Source organism: Corynebacterium sp. HMSC056E09, from assembly GCF_001813425.1.
GTDB lineage: Bacteria > Actinomycetota > Actinomycetes > Mycobacteriales > Mycobacteriaceae > Corynebacterium > Corynebacterium hesseae.
In genome coordinates this window covers 1-16,334 of record NZ_KV812483.1, presented here as the reverse complement: position 1 = coordinate 16,334, position 16,334 = coordinate 1, and the positions used below count along the sequence as shown (strand labels likewise).

Below are 16,334 nucleotides of genomic sequence, written 5' to 3'. Positions count from 1 at the left end.
TGGTGGGAGAATTTTTTTATGACTACAACGCGCCTCATGCTCATCTGCGGTGCCCTTGCCGGGCTAGCGATTGCATTGGTCGGTGGCATGTGGCTGGCGGCAACCAACATGGCTCTGGGAACCTTTTTCTTCGCCCTCGCGGTGATGCTCGGCCCGTTTGCCGGGCTTGCCCTCTTATTGTGCGCCGCCGCGGCGGCGACGGCGCTGAGCCGCTCCCTGTTTAGCGTGGGCGGGCTATTCCTCGTGGGGGCAACCTCGACGCTGTTGGCACATGGCACACTATCGCTTCCGCTTTTCGTAGCGGGCACGCTGACTGGCGCTCTTGCGGTCTGGCTACACTGGGCGCATGGCCACTTTGCTCTTCGACCTCTACGGCGTGCTCATGCGGTCAGCTACGCCCGCCGGGAACGCTGAGCTGGAGGATTACCTCCGTCCCGACAATGTAGAGCACTTTTGGTCTCTTTATGAGGAGTTTCGCCCTGCATATGACGCTGGGCACCTGAGCGATGCGCAATATTGGGGCCGCATTCGCGCGCTGGCCGGTCTTGCTCCTTTTGATGTCAGCCACGCCATCGAATTGGACACCGAGCACCTGCTGGTAGCCGACGAAGAAATGGTTCGTGCGGTCCTAGGGTTTATTGGCCAGGGCCATAGTGTTGGCATCCTGGCGAATGTGCCGGCGGCATTGGGAACCAGGATCCGCCAGACGCAGCCCTGGCTGGAAGAATGCGCCGCCGTGACGCTGAGCTGCGATATAGGGGTGGCCAAGCCGGATCCGGAAGCCTACCTCGTGGCCGTGGATGCCCTCGGGGCCCAGGCCAAGGACACCCACTTCTTCGACGATCGGCCGGACTTCGTCGCCGGCGCCCAGCACCTTGGGCTCAAAGCCCACCTTTTTACGGGAATTACTTCAATCCCCTTTTAGGCAGCTTTGGCCTCGCGGCCGAGATCGAGCGGCACGCGCAGCAGCGGGTCCAGCGCCACAGCGCGGGTGCAGGCGCGAACAATCTCGGTGTGCGAGGGAATCATGCGCAGCTCCACCGGGTGGTCGGTGGCCTGGCGTACAGCGGAAGCAAAGAGCTTCGGCGCTGCCGGATCATCTGAGAAGGCTCCGCCGGCTACCACGAGGGTGTCAGGTTTGTACTCAGCCAAAAGCTCAGCGGCGGTGGCGCCGAGGGAGCGTGCGCGGTCGTCGAGAAGCGCTCGCGTCTCATCGTCAGCGTTCGCAACCACGTCTGGGAAAGACTCCTCACCTGTCACATCGAGCACCGCCTGCGTAGCGAGAGAGTCAGGGTCATCGATGTTGAGCTGCACGATCTCATCGCCAACTGTGAGCGCAGTACCAACGGAGTCATCCGCGTAGAGCACCATGACGGGCTTCTCCGCTCCCATCTCCGTCGACTGCGTCTCTGAGCCGAGGATCGCCGGGATGACGGAAGACACAACTACTGGAACGCCGAACTGATACTCCAGGCGGCTGGCGATGTCCATTTCGTCCCACCCCAGGTTGTGGGCGGTGATGCGCCCGGCCTCGTTGACGCTGCCGGAGGTGGTCACGCCGACTGACACCAAGCGGCGATCCAGGCCGGCCATGAGGCGATTAACGCCAGCGATGATGTGCTCGATGACGTCACTCGCGCTCAGGCGAGAAACCGGTGTAGCCACGTCTTCCTCGCGGAGCGTGCGTCCCTGCGTGTCAAAGAAGGCGATGTGGGTAAAGGCGGTACCGACGGCAATGCCGGCCAGCATCCAGTCATTATCCGCTACCTCCAGGGGCACTGTGGGGCGCCCGCGACCGCGGGACTGCGTCAAATCCGTGCGCTGGCGGATCAGTCCAGCACCCAAAAGCGCGGCGGTGGCGCGGGTGATTGTGGGCTGGGAGAGTCCCGTGGCTTCGACAAGTTCACTGCGGGTGACAACGGGGTTGAGTCGAATGATGTGGAGGCACTTCGCCGCTGGGGTGCGGGGGCGCGTGAACACGGGACCGGATTTAATCATGGCGTCAAGTATAAATTCACCAGACCGCATTGTCTAATAGAAATTAGGATTCAGTAGACATCATGGTCTAGAAATGCGCCTGCGATAGAGTGATACCCATGGATTCTGTTGCTGTGTACTGCGGCTCCGCCGCCGGAAACTCTGAGGCCTATAGCCAAGCCGCGCACCATTTGGGGGAGGAGCTCGCGCGCCGAAACCTCACCCTGGTCTATGGCGGTGGTGACGTAGGCCTGATGGGTATCGTTGCGGACTCCTGCCTTGCCGCCGGCGGAACCGTCATTGGAGTAATCCCGCGCCAGCTCGTCGATTACGAGCTTTCCCACCAGCGGGTAACCCAGCTCGAGGTGGTCGACACCATGGCCCAGCGCAAGACGCGCATGGAGGAGCTCGCCGATGCCTTCGTGTGCCTGCCGGGTGGCGTGGGGACCCTGGAGGAGCTCACCGAGGTCCTCACCTTGCAGCAGTTGGGCAACATCGATGGGCCGGTGGGACTCGTAGACGTGAACGGCTACTGGCAGCCGTTTAGAAAAATGTACTCCGCAATGGTGCAGGAGGGGTTTGTCCAAAAACGCTTCCTCGATGCGCTCGTGGTCAATGCCGATCCAGCTGAAGTGCTGAACGAATTCGCATCCTGGGTGAGCCCGGGTAGCAAGTGGAGCAACAATTAGCTAACAACCTGGTAAATAAGGCGGCGCCGGGTTGGCCCAAAGCCCCAGATCTTCGTTAGACTTCGCCCTTATGAGTTTTGACCAGAACGCAGAGCGCCAGCCTTCGCTGCTGGACGCGTCGTGCGATAACTTCGTCCACGACCTCGCGCAGCTCACGCCCACCGATGCCACCGCGTGGGGAATCCCCGGCTTCGATGGGGAGCTGGAAGATTTCTCCCCGGAGTACTACTCCTCCGTGGCGGATCGCACCCGTGAGATGATGGCGGATCTCGATGCACTCGATGACACCACCGACGAATCCGACGATGACGACGATTTCGACGAGGTGGACTACGTCACCGCCGCCGTCCTGCGCGACCGTCTCTGCCTGGATCTTGACCTGCACCATGCTGGTGAGGACATCCGTTGTCTTAACAACATTGCCTCGCCGGTGCAGACCATCCGCGACACCCTGATGCTCATGCCGAAGGACACTCCGGAACAGCTCGACGCCCTGCGTTCGCGCCTGTCGAAGGTGCCGGCATCCCTCAGCGGCTACAAGGAGTCCCTCACCGAGGCGGCGTCGCGTGGCATGGTGGCGCCCCAACGCCAGATCTCGGAAGTATTCGTGCAGAGTGAGCGGCTTGCCGACGCCGGCTCCATGCTCGAGGACCTTGGCGTGGAGGGCCCCGAGGTGGACGCGGCCAAGGAAGCCTTCGGCGAATTCGCCGATTGGCTTTCCAACGAGCTGCAACCGCAGGCTCCGTCCCAGGACGCGGTGGGCCGGGAGCGCTACGAGCGCTTCTCCAGGCTTTTCGTCGGGGATGCCGTGGACCTCGATGAGGCCTATGAGTGGGGCCTGGATCAGGTGCGTTCCATCAAGGCGGAACAAGAAAAGATCGCCCACGAGCTCTATGGCTCCGACGTGACGGTCCGCGCCGCGATGCGCAAGCTCAACGAGGAGGAGCGCTACCAGCTCCATGGCACCGACGCGCTGGTGGAGTGGATGCAGTCCACCGCGGATCGCGTCATTAAGGACCTCGACGGCACCGCCTTCGATATCCCGGAGGCCGTTAAAGAAATCGAGTGCTGCATCGACCCGGCCGGCACCGGCGGTATCTTCTACACCTCGCCGTCGGATGACTTCTCCCGCCCCGGCCGCATGTGGTGGTCCGTACCGTCTGGTCAGGAGCTTTTCCACACCTGGCAGGAGCTGACCACTGTCCACCATGAGGGCGCGCCGGGCCACCACCTGCAGATTGGTGCCGCGCTGACCCAGCCTGACCTCAATCTGTGGCGCCGCGCGGTGACCTGGAACTCCGGCCATGGTGAAGGCTGGGCTCTCTACGCGGAAGCACTCATGGCGGAGCTGGGTTACATGGATGACCCAGGTTTCCGCATGGGGCTTCTCGACGCCCAACGTTTCCGCGCCGCCCGCGTCGTGGTGGACATCGGACTCCACTTGGGTAAGCCTTTGCCGGATTGCAACACGTCCGGTGTCTGGGATAAGTCCCACGTCAAGACCTTCATGCGTGAGAACACCGCGATGGATGATGCCAACCTCTCCTTCGAGGTCACCCGCTACCTGGGTTGGCCGGGTCAGGCTCCGTCTTATGCCTTGGGCCAGCGCCTGTGGCAGCAAACCCGCGACGCTGCGGTGGAGCAGGGCATGGACGTACGCGATTTCCACTCCCAGGCATTGGCCCTAGGCTCTGTGCCGATGTCGATCCTGCGTGAGACAATTCTGGACTAAAACCCCAGGTCGCTTCTTAGACTCTTGGATTTATCCACACCTGACTCTTGGATTTATCCACTAGTGACTCTGTGATTTATCCACTTGTCGGGCTAACATGCGTGGTATGTACCTGCCCCGAATCGTTGATGCAGAAGTCGAGAGAGGGCTCCGTGTTTCGGGAGCCCTCTTCCTCAAAGGCCCCCGTGCAAGTGGGAAAACATCAACAGCACGCCAATTCGCAAAGTCCGTCATTCAACTTGACCGTGACTCCCCAGAAGCAAACCTTGCGCGCATGCAACCGGCTTTGGGGCTTCAAGGGGCGCGGCCGCGGCTTATTGATGAGTGGCAGGTTGTCCCTGCTATCTGGAATGAAGTGCGCCATGCAGTTGATGACTCACCGGAGAAAGGACAGTTTCTCCTTACAGGCTCCTCCACGCCCAATGACGATGCCACCAGGCATTCGGGCGCAGGCCGTATTCGTTCGATTCAATTGCGCACGTTGAGTTTGGCAGAGCGAGAACTTGCTGCTGAGCGGGTATCACTGGGCGCCATCATTGCTGGCAATCAAGATCCTACAGCTGGGACGGACGCCACCGTGGCGGATTATGCCCGCTGGATCGTTGCTGGTGGTTTTCCGGAATTCTTTGACCTTGATCCGCTCGACGCGCAGGAAGGGATGGAGTCCTACCTCACGGAGATGAGCGAGCACGACTACCCGGAGCTTGGCGGACCGCGCCGCGATCCGCGCCGCTTCCAGTCTTTCCTTCATGCCTATGCCGGACTAGTTGCCCAGCCGGCCACCGCTGCAGCGATTCGTAAACGCATAGGAGAACTCAGCAGCGCTACCTCGACACCAGCCGCAGAAACTGTGAACGTCATTCACGATTTTGCTACTCGCCTCTTCCTTATTGAGGATCAACCAGCTTGGTCACCGCGTACGAGGTCGAAGACTTCCATGGTCCAAATGCCTAAACGCCAGCTTGCCGATCCTGGTTTGGCTGCTGCTTTGTTGGGAACGGGTCCAGATAAACTGCTTGGAGATTTAGAGACATTAGGCATCCTCTTCGAGGCGCAACTTGTGCACGATCTGCGCGTCTATGCGCAGGCACTGCGTGCGCGCGGAGTATTCCACCTGAGGGATATGAAGGGGCGCGAAGAAATTGATGCAGTAGTGGAGCTTCGAGATGGTTCGTGGGTGGGATTTGAGGCGAAACTTTCGCACAACGAGGTCGATGCAGCGGCAGCACACCTTAAGCACGTAGCCGCTAAGCTTTCTTCGCCTCCAGCAGCGCTGATAGTTGTGATTCCCAGCGGTCCAGCTTTCCAACGTCCGGATGGGGTCTGGGTGGTACCACTAGCGGCGCTTGCGGAATAGCCCCAGAATCTGCGGCAGGTAGCCGGCGATGACCAGCACGATGATGAGTCGGATAATCTGCACGGCCACCACGGCGGGACCCGCCCCTCCTTCTGCGGACAGCGCGAGAACCGTCTCCAGCGCGCCGGGCGAGGTGGCGAGGTAAGCCTCAAAGTAGGTGATGTCCAGCCATGCGGTCAATGGCAGGGCGGTCAGCGCACACACGCCGATGACCACGACAATGAAGAGGATCGTCGCGGGTAGCTGCTTGGCGAAGGCCCGCAAGGCCGGCACGGAAAGCCCGCCACCGCAGACCCAGCCGATGGACATGAATGCCATGATCTTGAACACGTAGAGCGGCTCCAAGGTGTGGCCGGCTGGGATAACCTGAGCGACCAGCACCGTCAAGATGAGCGGACCTAGCACCGCAGCCGCAGGCAAACGCACGAGCTTGCCTAGCTTCTCACCAACCACGGCGATAGCGAGGGTCAGCAGCACAATCCACCACGTGACCTCGCCGTCAACGCTCATGTCGACGCCTTCGCCCGCAGGAGCATCTAACAAAGAAACCACCAAAGGGAGCGATACCGACACCGCCAGGAGGCGCAGATATTGCGTCAGCGCCACGTAGCGGTAGTCCGCACCCAGCTCGCTAGCCAGCGCGGGCATGAGCGAGGCTCCGCCGGGCAGCATGGATAAAATGCCCGTCTCCCAGGAAATATCCTTCGGCTGTGAGCGGTGTAGCAGAACACCGCCAGCGACACCGATAAGCACGGTGATGAGGGACATCGTCACCGCAGCCGGCACAAAGCCAATGAGCGTGGAGGCAGGCACAAGGGTCAGCGGTATCCCCGCCATCATTCCGATGAAACCGCGAGCGACAGCATAGAAGCGATCGTTGACGGAAAGCTCCTTGCCCGTCGTCAGTGCCATGGCGCCGGAGACCACGATGGCGCCCAGAATCCAGGCGGCGGGCACGTGCAGGTAGCTGAATACTGCCCCGAGAGCAACAGATCCCGGGGCAACGATGGCCCACCTTGCACGCACAGACATGCAATCGAGTTTAATGATGGTCATGGGCTTTGGATTGAGTGGTTGGGCGATTCTCACTATTGGAGCTGCCGTGGCCGGATGGATCGACGCCGTTATTGGTGGCGGCGGCCTCGTCCTTATTCCGCTCATCATGGCGGTGGCACCGCAGCTTGCTCCCGCCGCCGCCCTAGCCACAAACAAGGTGGCGGCGGTATCTGGCACAGCGTCAGCGGCCATTACGCTCGTCAAGAAAGTCCGCCCGCCGAAGGGCGAGCTCATCCGTATGGGTCTTATCGCCCTTGTATGCTCCAGCCTCGGCGCCACGGCGGTCGCGCTCATCGACAAAGACATCATGCGCCCAGTCATCATCGTGCTCATGGTGGCGGTGGGTACCTTCGTTGCTTTCCGTCCAAGCTTCGGAAGCGGCGAAGGAGAGGGAATCCGCGGCGGTTGGCGCACGTGGGCGGGGTTAGCCGCCGTGGCGGCCATTGCCTTCTACGATGGCGTCTTTGGCCCCGGCACCGGCATGTTCCTCATCATGGCATTTACAGCCATCTTCTCCCAGAACTTCCTTACTTCCGCCGCGATGTCCAAGGTGGTCAACACGTGCACCAACGTTGGCGCGCTCATCGCCTTCATTCTGGGCGGGCACGTGGTATGGGGCCTAGCACTTGTTCTCGCAGCGGCAAATATCATTGGTGCGCAGCTGGGCGCGCGAACAGTGCTCGGCGGCGGTGCGAAGCTCATCCGTTATGCGCTGCTCACTCTCGTCGTGGTGATGAGCGTGTACCTGGCCTGGCAGCAGTGGGGTTAAATCCTGTTCTTCGTCTTTGCGGTTGCTACCGCATTCCACGGGTCCTCGGGCCACGGGTGTTTTGGGTAGCGCCCGCGCATGTCGGCGCGCACCCCGGCATAGGGCCCGGACCAGAAGCTGGCCAAGTCATCGGTCACAGCAAGCGGCCGCCCGGCGGGAGACAGTAGATGGAATTGCACGTGGTGGCCGCAGTATTCGGGGGACTCCGCTAAACCAAAACACTCCTGCAACTTGATGGAAACCACCGGGCGCTCGCCGGACCAATCAATCTTTGCATCACGCCCGGACGGCACCGGCAAACGCTCCGGCGCGAGCTCGTCCAAGCGGCTGGCTTCGGGCCACGGCAGCAATCGTTGCAGCGCCGGATACATGTCTGGGCGCCCGCCAATCGCCAACTCATGCAGCTCCGGATCCAGCCACTCAAGGTTGGCATTGTCGATATCTGGCCAGGGCTCTCCGTAGGCCCGATACAGATGCCGCAGACGTTCCCGCAGGTTCTGGGCCTTCTCGCTGAAGTGGAACAAGCTTAAGCCCTGTCCGGACTTACGCAGTGCCTCCACCGCCTCATCGCCAGAGACCTTCACGGGCGTCTCCGACAACACGATGGCACCTGCCGCACGCACGCGCACGCCGCGGACCTTGGATCCGTCGAGAAACGCTCGCGTCTCTTCGGTCACGCCGATAATGCTGAGCGCATCCTTTTCCGCGATGGGCACGGCTTCACGAATGATGGCGTTACCAGATTGCGCCAACGACACCTCCGCCACCGCCAACCAGTCAGCTCCCTGTTCACCGTTGAGTAGCCGCGCGCGGGTACCGCTCGCTAACAAGTACTCCTTGTCACCCACGCGCTTAGCCACGAACTCCGGGAAGGCAGTAGCGACCACCACGCCTGGGTCCACCGGCCCCTTGTCGGGCACCAGGCGGGCCAGCCGCTTCGGGTCCGAATCATCCAGGCGGGCAATCGTGCGTGCTGCCCCCGCACCGTACTTCAACAGTGCCGCGCCCCATCGCGGGTGCACCGGCAGCAACGCCAATTCCTCGCCAGCGTTAAGCAATTCCAGGGTGCGGTGGGCGTCGGCAAGCGCGGCCTTCGGCGGTTGATCAAGCAAGGGGAAGTCCGGTCCCGCGCCCCAACAGTCCATGAACAGCGCCGCCTGCGTGAGGTCTGCGGAAAGGATTTCTGGAATTACGTGCGGAGAAAAGTGCTGGTAATCCTCCTGCGAATAGCAACGGACGACGGTACCCGGCGCCTCACGCCCGGCACGTCCGGCGCGTTGGTCGGCGCTGCTTTTCGACGTCGACACTGTCACCAACCCACTCATCCCGCGCTGCGCATCCCGCTTGGGAACGCGGGACAATCCAGCATCGATGACGGTGCGCACGCCCGGCACGGTCAGCGAGGACTCCGCAATAGACGTCGCCACCACGATGCGCTGTTCTCGCGTATACAGGGCCGCGTCCTGCTCCTGCGTGGTTTGGCGGCCGTGGAGCGGAAAAACGTTGTGGCCGCTCAATGCATCACACACCAGGTTGACCTCGCGCACGCCGGGAACAAAGACCAGCGTGGACTCGTGCTGCCGCGCGGCAACCTTGGCCACGCCTTTCCAAAACTCCCGATCGCCCGCGGCACGTCCCGGAATCGGTTCATAGGAAATGTCGAGCGGGTACGTCACTGCCTCAGTGGAATGGATCGGCGCCCCTCCCATGAGCTGGGAGAAGCGGGAGGCGTCGACAGTCGCGGACATGGCAATGACCCGGAAATCATCGCGGAGCTGCGCCAACTCCAAGCACATGCCCAGCACCAAATCGGTATCGAGCTGGCGTTCATGCACCTCGTCGATGGCTACGGCATCAACACCAGTGAGTTCCGGATCCCGCAACAGTCGGCGCAACAGCACGCCGGGGGTAACAAACTCGACGTCCTGACCTTTGCGGGAATCACCGCGCACCGCATAGCCGATGCGCTGGCCTGACAACTCTTGAAGGCGGTTTGCCGCCGCACGCACAGCTACTCGGCGCGGCGCGGTGACGAGAACCTTGCCCTCTACTTGGTTAGCCAGCGCCGGCGGAACGAGCGTGGTCTTACCCGTGCCGGGCGGGGCCTGGACGACGACGTGACCGGCGGACGGAAGCGAATCAATAGTCTCTAGGACGGGGAGTCCTTTGCCGATCGCCTTGAGATCAAACATCGAGATCTTGGCGCTCCCACCTATCTTCGTTGTCCTCCAGCTTGCGCACCACACGTCCCGGTGAGCCCAAGACCAGCGAGTTATCCGGGATATCCTTAGTCACCAGCGTGCCCGCTCCCACGACGCAGTTCTTGCCCACGGTCACGCCCGGCAACACAGTGACATTGGCGCCGAACCACGTGTTATCGCCGACGCTGATAGGCTTCGCAATCTCCCAACCGTTTGCTCGCATCTCATGATCGTTGACAGGATGCCCCACGGTAATAAGCGAGCAGTTCGGACCGATCATGACGTGATTTCCGAGGGTTACAGGCGCCTGCGCCAGGATCGTCGCACCAAAGTTGATGAAGACGCCCTTTCCGATGGTCACATTGCAGCCATACTCCAAGTTGAGCGGGACGTGCAGCCCGGGAACCTCGGACTCGGGCGAAAGCAGCTCTCGCAAGATCTCCTTCGCGCGCTCTGGGTTGGTGTTGTGCAGCTCATTGAGCTCCTTGACCAGCAGGAAGCCGCGTCGATGTTCGGCGCTGACCTCCTCGTTGACACCGGGCATGAACCACTGCCCGCTGGTCATGCGCTCAAAGGATCCTTCGTCTGGGTGATGCATGTCAGCCATCCTATTCCCTCGTCTTAGTCTCGAGTCAGAACATCGAGAGCGGCACGGTGAAGGAAAACCTTGGAGCGGCCTTGTTGGATTTCTTCGAGGATTCCTAAATCTACGAGATGTGCCAGCCACGCGCTGGCAGTTTGGCGTTTGACGAAGCCCATCTCTACCACGTCAGTAATGCGTACATAGGGCTTGATAAGAATGAGCTCGGCCATCTCGAGGGGATGGTTAATCACGCCCGCAGAACGTATTCGTTGCGCAGTGTTTTCCTGGATAGCCCGAAGCTGGGTAATCATCGAGGAGGCGTCGGCAGCCGCTGCGTGAACGCCGCGGATCATAAAGAGAAGCCAGTCTTGCCATGCTCCCTTGGCTGTAACAGCGTTGAGATAGCGATAGTAGTCTGCTTTGTTGTCGACGATATACCCGGACAGGTATAAAACCGGCAGCTCAAGAAGATCTTCTTGAATGAGGTAGAGGACGTTAAGGATTCGTCCAGTGCGCCCATTGCCATCGTAGAAAGGATGGATTGCTTCAAATTGATAGTGAAGCAGTGCCATCTTTACGAGGGAATCAACGTCGTGGCTGCAATATATATAGTCCTCCCACGCTGCGAGATGGCCCTCGATAATCTCCTTTCCTTCAGGTGGGGTGTAGAGCCGCTCCTTCGTTACAGGGTTACCGATAAATGTGCCCGGAAGTGAACGCACCTCGGCCTGAGTATCTAGAAGGGTGCTGCATACGATTTTTGCCGTCTTCTCGGATAGAGGTCGCTGCGATAGCGAGGAAAGTCCAGCGTGGAGCGCGGCGTTATAGCGAAGAGCCTCCTTGGTGGCAGGAGTCGGCTCAGCATCGACGTGCCACGCCGCACGGAAGAGCTCGTCATTAGTGGTGACGATGTTCTCAATCTCGGAGGAAGCACGAGCCTCACGCAGTGGAATCGTTGAGGTGATGATCTCCGGGTTGGGAATGAGCTGGCAGGCCGTACGCAGTTCAGCCAGTTTTTCCTTAGCATCGATGATGGCCTTAAGCACGGGAACGGTTTCCACCACTTCTGCTGGTGGGAGGGGCGGAAGCCCATTGTAGGGGGTGTCCGGGCTATAGGTTGGCATGGTAAAAGAATAGACATGTTGAGCGGATATGTCGATTTTTTCTAGAATTTTCGACATATCTGGGTGACTTGTCGATTGCGTCGACATATCGGCGTACCCTCAGACGTTGACGCGTTAACAAATTAAGAAAGGTACTTTAATGGCGAAAATCGGCATCATCCTCGGCTCTACCCGCGACGACCGCGCCGGGCTGGCCATCGCCCAGTGGGTCACCGACCTCGCTCAGGGCCGCGACGTGGACTACGAGCTCATTGACCTCAAGGCTTTCGATGTCCCGATCCTCACCACCTCTGTCATTCCTATGGCGGCAAACAAAAACTACGAGGACCCGAATGTGCAGGCCTGGTCCGATGCTATCGATTCCTGCGATGCCTTTATCTTCGTCACCCCGGAGTACAACCACTCCGTGCCGGGCGCGTTCAAGAACGCCGTTGATTCCCTCGGTGCCGAGTGGGTAGGCAAGCCGATTGCTTACGTGGGCTACAGCTTCAGCGGCGGCATCCGCGCGGTAGAGGCGTGGCGCCTTATCATGGCGAACTTCTCCATGCCGCAGCTGCGCACTCAGTTGGATATCTCGCTAAATACCGACATGAAGGATGGCACCTTCACCCCGGCTGATTTCAAGAGTGGAATCGTCGAAAACATCTGCGCCGAGCTGGAAGAAGCCCTATCCTAGGGCGCATGGAAAAAGTGGCAGTCGTTACAGGAGCGTCTTCGGGGATTGGGGAGGCGTCGGCAAGAGCGTTGGCGGCTGACGGCTGGCGTGTCGTCGTCGGCGCGCGGCGCGTCGAGCGCCTTGAGGCCCTCGCGAACGACATCGGCGGCGAGGCATATGCCCTCGACGTAACCTCGGACGAGTCCGTGGCCGAGTTCGTCTCCCACCTCGACCGCATTGACCTCTTGGTCAACAACGCCGGTGGCGCTAAGGGCCTGGAGCCCCTCGTGGACACCACCATCGAGGATTGGCAGTGGATGTATGACGTCAACGTCCTTGGCACCGTTCGGATGATCCAGGCTCTCATGCCGAAGCTGCGGGGCGGGCTCATTATCAACATGGGATCCGTGGCCGGGTGGAACGTCTACGAGGGCGGTTCCGGTTACAACGCCGCCAAGCATGGCGTCCGCGTGATTTCTCGTGCACTGCGTATTGAAGAGCACGGCGTTCGCGTTACCGAACTTGACCCGGGCCGTGTAGCCACGGAGGAGTTTTCCCTCAATCGTTTTCGGGGTGACGCCAAACGTGCCGCACAAGTTTATGACGGCGAGCTCAACCTCACCGCAGAAGACATCGCTGAGGCAGTGCGTTGGGTGGCGTCCCTGCCGGAGCACGTCAACATTGACACCATGACTATTAAGCCGCGTACGCAAAGCTAATTTACCTGTTTCGCTGCAGGTGAGACGCCTCTTATAGTGGCATGTGTTAGTGAAAACGCATGTGAGTATGGGGGTGTTAGGTGGCTTTCAGCGCCATAGTGGCCTTGATGGGTGTGTGGTTCGCGGCGATGGCTTCGCCGGGGCCAGATGTGGTTCAGATTATTCGTTTGGGTGCGCGTTCCACGCGTGCAGCGGTGTGGGCCGCAATAGGTAGCACGACTGGCTTGATGATATGGACCGTTGCTTCGCTGGCGGGGCTTACCGCGCTGATTTCGGCCCATCCTGAAATCCTTGTGGCGCTGCAGATTGCCGGCGGTAGCTATCTGCTATGGATGGCATTTTCTGCAATAAGCAGCGGCATTAAAGAGCGTCGTGCTCCAGCAACCATGAATCCTCAACCGCGCGGGTTCACCCCGGACGGCATAATCAGACTCGGCACGGCGTACCGCATGGGCCTGGTCAGCGATCTTTCTAATCCCAAGGTGCTCATCTTCTTCGGCGCTATCTTCGCCAACTTCATCGATCCGGGCATGGGCTTGAGCGCGAATGCCACGGTTGGTTCTGTGCTGATTATTGAAAGCCTCATTATTTTTGTCGGCGTTGCGTTGTGCACCCGTGCGGTGGCGAAGTGGATGGCAAAGAACTCCGCCGGGGTAGATATCTTCAGCGGAGTCGTGTTTGCCCTGCTTGGCGTCATCATTCTGGCAGAGGGAATTCTTGCGCTTTGAGCTGGGTATGCTGGTCAACATGCTAGAAGTCTCAATTAAGGGAGAATCCATTAAGCTCGGCCAGTTCCTTAAACTGGCCTCCTTGGTCGCCACCGGGGGAGAGGCCAAAGAACTCATCGAGCAGGGGCAGGTTACCGTCAATGGGGAAGTGACTAAGCAGCGCGGAGCAACGCTGGCGCTTGGCGACGTCATCTGCGTCTCCGACACTTGCGCCCGCGTCGTCGAAGACGACGACGATTATTTTGATGAGGCTACCGCCGATGATGACTTCGACCCGGAGAAGTGGAGGAACCTTTAATGCCCGCCTTTGAAGCTGAAGTAGGAATGCCCTACTGGATTACTCTGGCCAGTTCTGATGTGAAGGCCTCCGAGAAGTTTTACTCGGCCGTGCTGGGCTGGGAATTCGAAGATGGCATCGCCCGTCTTCAAGGTCTGCCGATTGCAGAAATTGTTCCGGGCCAGGACACCTGGGCTACCTATTTCCTCTCCCGCGACTTGGAAGCCGATTGCGCCCGAGTAGAACAACTCGGCGGAAAAATCCTCGCTTTAGGTGCCCCGCTGGCGCTCGTACTCGACAAGTCCGGTGCCATGTTTGGCTTGACGCAGCCGGAGCTCGACCGCTTCGTCGCCGGCGGTGAGCCTGGCACCCCGGTGTGGCACGAGCTGACGGTCTCGGAGGATTTTCACTCAGCGCTGGACTTTTATGGTGAGCTCTTCGATTGGGAAATCCGTGGTGATGAGCATTATGCAGTTGCGGAGGAAGAAGGCGCTGCCTTCGCTGGGTTCTGGCATGCGGAAGGTTTGCCGAGTTTCTGGCAAACATACTTGGGTGTGCGGGACATCGACCAAGCAGCGAAGGCTGTTGTGGAGAATGGCGGGCAGGTTATCCGCGAGCCCCACGACTCACCATTCGGCCGATTGTGCCTGATTGAGGATTCCACGGGTGCGACGCTTACCTTGTGCGAGGTCGAGGATGCCCCTGAAGAACCCGTCGAGCTCTAGGGTTACGGAGGTCGTTCTCCGCATTCCGCCTGGCAACGTCTCCACCTACGGAGAGATCGCCAAAGTCGTAGGGGTCGGGGCGCGCTATGTGGGCTGGGTGATGGCGAAAAGCGAAGATCTGCCCTGGTGGCGTGTGGTCAACAGTACCGGCCGCGCGCACACCTCCGCTGCCCAAGCCCATTGGGATGCCGAAGGCATTCCACACCGCGGCGACAGTGTGGTGCTCGCTGAATGTGGGCTGGATGCGGCGGACCTCAATTACCTCCTCTAAGCCGAGCACCAATGTGTTTCGTCGTTTTAAGCGACGAACCTAGTTATCTAGAAGGGGATTTCTTCATCTCCCTTGCCATAAGCGGTCTTCTTATTTGTGTTTGCTTGCTGTTCTTGGTCTAGCTCGGCTTTCAGCTCCTGAGCTTCCCGGTGCTTCCTAGCGCGGTAACCTTCAATATCTTGCGCAACGCTTCGCGCCCAGCGTTTGTTCTTTGGTGCTAGTGGCCCGGAAGGTTCCGTGATTGCCCAGGTTCCATCCTCAAAGAGCCAGACCACATCCCCGGTATCGGGGTCCAAAAAATAGAACGCCCGCCCATCGGTCTTCATGTTGTGGTGATGCTGGCACAACGCCACCATGTTGTCCGGATGCGTTGGCCCACCATCGGCATAGTTAATACGGTGGTCTAATTGACACAGCCACGCCGGCATTCCGCAGCCAGCTGCACGGCAGGTGCCATCGCGCCCTTCAACATATTTGCGAACCAACGTGGCTGGTCCGTAGCCATTAGTGGCTTTCGGCTTGGTGCTCAAGTCCCTTTTCGTTACGGCTTGTGCTGGGATATTCTCTACCTGCCAGCCGTGCCCTTCTACATACACTGGCGCGTCTTCGACATCACTCGCTTGATAAGTGTGGAGCACTACTCGGGCAGCTTCTGGTTCTACCTTTCCAGTCGTTAAAAGGATTAGTGCTTCTGCCATCGAGACTTCATGCTTTTCAGCAGCTGCCTTAATGGCCTCATGGATGATGATTCCAACGCTGCTATCCACCTCTAGTTCTATGGTGGCGCGTTGGTCGCGGGTGAGAATGGAATATCGATTCTTTGTGCGCTTATCCTCCACTGCGATGGAGTCATCATGGACCTTGACAAGGTCACGCATGCGGCGACGAATCTGCGACGTGGTGGGAAATACCTGATTTGGCTTCGTAGGCGTAAGCCAACGGGCCAACGCAGCGTCAATGGCGGCTACTACCTCAGTGGAAGGTTGGCCGAGTTTAGCCATGACCTGGTCGATGGCAATCAAAGCGGGTAAGTCCAGCAAAAAATCTGCATCTTGCAGGGCCTTGAGCTGGGGTAGCTCTTTCAGGCGGTAAATCCCCATGATTATGCGAGCAACCGTCCCGGCCGCCTTGCCGGTCTTTAGCCCAAGGCGCATGCACGCTGTATCTGAGTCCTCGTCCAAGGCGGGAAGGACGCTAGACCAAAACTCGTAGTCTGCTTGGCGTATGGCTTTACCTTTCATGCAGACCGGGTCGTTCGGATTGGAATGAGAGAAATAGAAAACAACGGCTTCTGTAGTGGAAGACAATTCAACCCCCTCTTTCGTTAGAGATATTGAGAAGGACCGAACCCCCACTGTCCGAATCCCTTTTCGAAAAATGAGTTTATTCTGTACCGTTTGGCAAGTCTATACCCTGGCGGAAAGTTGTGATTAGAGAGGTGTGTTCAGAAGACTGAAATGGTAGCGGTGTG

Annotated in this window: 18 protein-coding genes; 12 read left to right on the top strand and 6 right to left on the bottom strand. The window is 59.5% G+C overall.

What is annotated here, in order from left to right; all coding sequences use genetic code 11:
* The first annotated feature begins 18 nt into the window (after nt 1-18).
* Nucleotides 19-414: a hypothetical protein gene (locus HMPREF2912_RS02060; protein WP_070520352.1), complete on the top strand. Its 396-nt coding sequence runs from the start codon at nt 19-21 to the stop codon at nt 412-414.
* Entirely contained in the window at nt 347-925 is a 579-nt protein-coding gene (locus HMPREF2912_RS02055) for an HAD-IA family hydrolase (protein WP_070520350.1), read from the top strand. Before HMPREF2912_RS02060 ends, HMPREF2912_RS02055 begins: the two co-directional genes overlap by 68 nt.
* Here HMPREF2912_RS02055 and HMPREF2912_RS02050 read toward each other — a convergent pair.
* Nucleotides 922-1,998, bottom strand: coding sequence for an ROK family protein (locus tag HMPREF2912_RS02050; protein ID WP_070520347.1), 1,077 nt, complete (start codon nt 1,996-1,998; stop codon nt 922-924). The genes HMPREF2912_RS02055 and HMPREF2912_RS02050 overlap by 4 nt on opposite strands.
* A 98-nt stretch (nt 1,999-2,096) precedes the next feature.
* Here HMPREF2912_RS02050 and HMPREF2912_RS02045 point away from each other — a divergent pair, with 98 nt between their 5' ends.
* The 3 genes from HMPREF2912_RS02045 (at nt 2,097) to HMPREF2912_RS02035 (ending at nt 5,755) form a co-directional block, all read left to right on the top strand.
* Nucleotides 2,097-2,666, top strand: a complete 570-nt coding sequence (locus tag HMPREF2912_RS02045) for an LOG family protein (RefSeq protein ID WP_070624731.1) — start codon at nt 2,097-2,099, stop codon at nt 2,664-2,666.
* A gap of 70 nt (nt 2,667-2,736) precedes the next feature.
* Entirely contained in the window at nt 2,737-4,398 is a 1,662-nt protein-coding gene (locus HMPREF2912_RS02040) for a DUF885 domain-containing protein (protein WP_070624729.1), read from the top strand.
* A gap of 106 nt (nt 4,399-4,504) precedes the next feature.
* Nucleotides 4,505-5,755 (top strand): ATP-binding protein, encoded by a 1,251-nt coding sequence (locus HMPREF2912_RS02035; RefSeq protein ID WP_083312471.1) that lies wholly within the window; start codon nt 4,505-4,507, stop codon nt 5,753-5,755.
* Here the strand turns inward: HMPREF2912_RS02035 and HMPREF2912_RS02030 are convergent.
* On the bottom strand, nt 5,735-6,787 hold the full coding sequence (locus HMPREF2912_RS02030; RefSeq protein ID WP_369815737.1) for an AbrB family transcriptional regulator: 1,053 nt from the start codon (nt 6,785-6,787) through the stop codon (nt 5,735-5,737). The genes HMPREF2912_RS02035 and HMPREF2912_RS02030 overlap by 21 nt on opposite strands.
* Nucleotides 6,788-6,803: 16 nt before the next feature.
* Between HMPREF2912_RS02030 and HMPREF2912_RS02025 the strand changes: the two genes are divergently transcribed.
* Nucleotides 6,804-7,580, top strand: coding sequence for a TSUP family transporter (locus tag HMPREF2912_RS02025; protein WP_371441098.1), 777 nt, complete (start codon nt 6,804-6,806; stop codon nt 7,578-7,580).
* Here HMPREF2912_RS02025 and HMPREF2912_RS02020 read toward each other — a convergent pair.
* From HMPREF2912_RS02020 to HMPREF2912_RS02010, 3 genes are read right to left on the bottom strand one after another with little or no spacing between them, the layout of a single operon-like run.
* Nucleotides 7,577-9,772 (bottom strand): ATP-dependent RNA helicase, encoded by a 2,196-nt coding sequence (locus HMPREF2912_RS02020; RefSeq protein ID WP_070683128.1) that lies wholly within the window; start codon nt 9,770-9,772, stop codon nt 7,577-7,579. The two genes, HMPREF2912_RS02025 and HMPREF2912_RS02020, sit on opposite strands and share 4 nt — an antisense overlap.
* A complete protein-coding gene (locus HMPREF2912_RS02015; protein WP_232755543.1) occupies nt 9,765-10,379 on the bottom strand; it encodes a sugar O-acetyltransferase in 615 nt (204 codons plus the stop codon). Before HMPREF2912_RS02015 ends, HMPREF2912_RS02020 begins: the two co-directional genes overlap by 8 nt.
* 23 nt (nt 10,380-10,402) lie before the next feature.
* Nucleotides 10,403-11,545, bottom strand: a complete 1,143-nt coding sequence (locus tag HMPREF2912_RS02010; protein WP_070520323.1) for a Fic family protein — start codon at nt 11,543-11,545, stop codon at nt 10,403-10,405.
* A gap of 82 nt (nt 11,546-11,627) precedes the next feature.
* On the opposite strand from HMPREF2912_RS02010, the gene HMPREF2912_RS02005 reads away from it, so the two are divergent.
* The 6 genes from HMPREF2912_RS02005 (at nt 11,628) to HMPREF2912_RS01980 (ending at nt 14,863) form a co-directional block, all read left to right on the top strand.
* A complete protein-coding gene (locus HMPREF2912_RS02005) occupies nt 11,628-12,164 on the top strand; it encodes an NADPH-dependent FMN reductase (RefSeq protein ID WP_070683127.1) in 537 nt (178 codons plus the stop codon).
* A 5-nt stretch (nt 12,165-12,169) separates the two neighbouring features.
* Nucleotides 12,170-12,862 carry an SDR family oxidoreductase gene (locus HMPREF2912_RS02000; RefSeq protein ID WP_070533472.1) on the top strand — a complete coding sequence of 231 codons (693 nt, stop codon included), beginning with the start codon at nt 12,170-12,172 and terminating at the stop codon, nt 12,860-12,862.
* 80 nt (nt 12,863-12,942) lie between these two features.
* Entirely contained in the window at nt 12,943-13,590 is a 648-nt protein-coding gene (locus HMPREF2912_RS01995; protein WP_070564094.1) for a LysE family translocator, read from the top strand.
* A 19-nt stretch (nt 13,591-13,609) separates the two neighbouring features.
* Nucleotides 13,610-13,888, top strand: coding sequence for an RNA-binding S4 domain-containing protein (locus tag HMPREF2912_RS01990; RefSeq protein ID WP_046648682.1), 279 nt, complete (start codon nt 13,610-13,612; stop codon nt 13,886-13,888).
* A complete protein-coding gene (locus HMPREF2912_RS01985; RefSeq protein ID WP_070683126.1) occupies nt 13,888-14,592 on the top strand; it encodes a VOC family protein in 705 nt (234 codons plus the stop codon). Before HMPREF2912_RS01990 ends, HMPREF2912_RS01985 begins: the two co-directional genes overlap by 1 nt.
* Complete coding sequence (locus HMPREF2912_RS01980) at nt 14,564-14,863, top strand: MGMT family protein (protein ID WP_070533466.1); 300 nt, start codon at nt 14,564-14,566, stop codon at nt 14,861-14,863. The genes HMPREF2912_RS01985 and HMPREF2912_RS01980 overlap by 29 nt, the downstream gene beginning before the upstream one ends.
* 47 nt (nt 14,864-14,910) lie before the next feature.
* On the opposite strand, the gene HMPREF2912_RS01975 is transcribed toward HMPREF2912_RS01980, so the two are convergent.
* Complete coding sequence (locus tag HMPREF2912_RS01975) at nt 14,911-16,170, bottom strand: HNH endonuclease signature motif containing protein (RefSeq protein WP_070520413.1); 1,260 nt, start codon at nt 16,168-16,170, stop codon at nt 14,911-14,913.
* Between the last annotated feature and the right edge of the window lie 164 nt (nt 16,171-16,334).

What these genes read in the sequence shown, in the direction of transcription:
- HMPREF2912_RS02030 (WP_369815737.1), bottom strand. Translation starts at nt 6,787, where the DNA reads ATGTCTGTGCGTGCAAGGTGGGCCATCGTTGCCCCGGGATCTGTTGCT.
- HMPREF2912_RS02015 (WP_232755543.1), bottom strand. Translation starts at nt 10,379, where the DNA reads ATGCATCACCCAGACGAAGGATCCTTTGAGCGCATGACCAGCGGGCAG.
- HMPREF2912_RS02020 (WP_070683128.1), bottom strand. Translation starts at nt 9,772, where the DNA reads ATGTTTGATCTCAAGGCGATCGGCAAAGGACTCCCCGTCCTAGAGACT.
- HMPREF2912_RS02025 (WP_371441098.1), top strand. Translation starts at nt 6,804, where the DNA reads ATGGTCATGGGCTTTGGATTGAGTGGTTGGGCGATTCTCACTATTGGA.
- HMPREF2912_RS01980 (WP_070533466.1), top strand. Translation starts at nt 14,564, where the DNA reads ATGCCCCTGAAGAACCCGTCGAGCTCTAGGGTTACGGAGGTCGTTCTC.
- HMPREF2912_RS02055 (WP_070520350.1), top strand. Translation starts at nt 347, where the DNA reads ATGGCCACTTTGCTCTTCGACCTCTACGGCGTGCTCATGCGGTCAGCT.
- HMPREF2912_RS01985 (WP_070683126.1), top strand. Translation starts at nt 13,888, where the DNA reads ATGCCCGCCTTTGAAGCTGAAGTAGGAATGCCCTACTGGATTACTCTG.
- HMPREF2912_RS02005 (WP_070683127.1), top strand. Translation starts at nt 11,628, where the DNA reads ATGGCGAAAATCGGCATCATCCTCGGCTCTACCCGCGACGACCGCGCC.
- HMPREF2912_RS02045 (WP_070624731.1), top strand. Translation starts at nt 2,097, where the DNA reads ATGGATTCTGTTGCTGTGTACTGCGGCTCCGCCGCCGGAAACTCTGAG.
- HMPREF2912_RS02060 (WP_070520352.1), top strand. Translation starts at nt 19, where the DNA reads ATGACTACAACGCGCCTCATGCTCATCTGCGGTGCCCTTGCCGGGCTA.
- HMPREF2912_RS02010 (WP_070520323.1), bottom strand. Translation starts at nt 11,545, where the DNA reads ATGTCGAAAATTCTAGAAAAAATCGACATATCCGCTCAACATGTCTAT.
- HMPREF2912_RS02035 (WP_083312471.1), top strand. Translation starts at nt 4,505, where the DNA reads ATGTACCTGCCCCGAATCGTTGATGCAGAAGTCGAGAGAGGGCTCCGT.
- HMPREF2912_RS01990 (WP_046648682.1), top strand. Translation starts at nt 13,610, where the DNA reads ATGCTAGAAGTCTCAATTAAGGGAGAATCCATTAAGCTCGGCCAGTTC.
- HMPREF2912_RS02000 (WP_070533472.1), top strand. Translation starts at nt 12,170, where the DNA reads ATGGAAAAAGTGGCAGTCGTTACAGGAGCGTCTTCGGGGATTGGGGAG.
- HMPREF2912_RS02050 (WP_070520347.1), bottom strand. Translation starts at nt 1,998, where the DNA reads ATGATTAAATCCGGTCCCGTGTTCACGCGCCCCCGCACCCCAGCGGCG.
- HMPREF2912_RS02040 (WP_070624729.1), top strand. Translation starts at nt 2,737, where the DNA reads ATGAGTTTTGACCAGAACGCAGAGCGCCAGCCTTCGCTGCTGGACGCG.